This window comes from Amphritea sp. 1_MG-2023 (assembly GCF_030547545.1).
In the GTDB taxonomy this organism is placed as follows: Bacteria; Pseudomonadota; Gammaproteobacteria; order Pseudomonadales; family Balneatricaceae; genus Amphritea.
Genome location: NZ_JAUOQE010000078.1, coordinates 1 through 987, shown reverse-complemented (window position 1 = coordinate 987; position 987 = coordinate 1). Strand labels below are relative to the sequence as shown.

The 987-nt window shown below is 45.9% G+C and carries 1 protein-coding gene; it reads left to right on the top strand.

All coding sequences use genetic code 11. The features are described from left to right. Positions 1 to 352: 352 nt before the first annotated feature. Positions 353 to 910 carry an IS110 family transposase gene (locus Q4488_RS18735; RefSeq protein WP_303582119.1) on the top strand — a complete coding sequence of 186 codons (558 nt, stop codon included), beginning with the start codon at positions 353 to 355 and terminating at the stop codon, positions 908 to 910. The last annotated feature ends 77 nt before the right edge of the window (positions 911 to 987 follow it).

Genomic DNA, 987 nt, shown 5'->3' with positions numbered 1-987 from the left:
CTGAAATTTGAGAATGTATCGGTAATTGTAAGAAAGGCATCGGGCTCGACTCTCTATAAGCCCTCAGGAAGGTCGTCCATTTAACACTGGCCCCCGCTACCACAACGGAAAGATAAGCTAATCGAAAGATTGGCTTTTTTTTCGCCTGAAATTTGGCACATAGAATATCGTTAGGAAAGCGTCGGGCTCGGCTCTTTATAAGCCCTCAGGAAGGTCGTCCATCTAACACTAACCCCCGCTACCAACGTAATAATTAAAGGTGTGTCGTCTGACATGCCTTAATGAGATGGTTCCCCTCGCTTTTAACCAGCTATGCTGGAAAGGTGACGAAACCAACAAGGAGAACCATCTCATGTATATCAAAGTCCTTGGAATCGATTTAGGCAAGTCTTCTTTTCATTTTATGGGTCGTGACGCCCAAGATCAGCAAGTTTGCAAAAAGAAACTCTCGCGTCAAAAACTCATTACGTTTATCGCTCAACTCCCTCCATGTCTCATTGCCTTTGAGGCCTACGGCGGTGCTCATTGGTTAGGTCGCCTCTGCTTGGATCATGGTCATGACGTTCGATTAATCCCACCTCAATACGTTAAGCCTTTCGTTAAAGGCAACAAAAATGACTTTATCGATGCATTGGCGATTACTGAAGCGGCCCGTCGTCCTGACATGCGCTTTGTCGCCGTTAAGTCGATTGAGTCACAAAGCCAGCTCATCGTACACCGAGTGCGTGAAGGCTTTGTCGCCGATCGTACCGCCTGTATGTCGCGTATAGGTGCATTATCATTAGAGTTTGGATTATCTTTCCCGCGTGGGCACTCGGCCATGAAAAGACTGCTTTCATGGTTAAGTATGCAAAAAGTAACACTATGCCCAGCCATCATTGGTGAGCTTCAGGTGATGCATGATCACTAAGGTTATTTAAATGAAAAAATCGCCGCTCAGGACGCATAAACCGTTAAACAGGTTAAGGAGAGTAGTCGTTGTCAGCT

Bases quoted from the DNA above. Each gene is read 5' to 3' on its own strand.
- Q4488_RS18735 (WP_303582119.1), top strand. From the start codon at position 353: ATGTATATCAAAGTCCTTGGAATCGATTTAGGCAAGTCTTCTTTTCAT.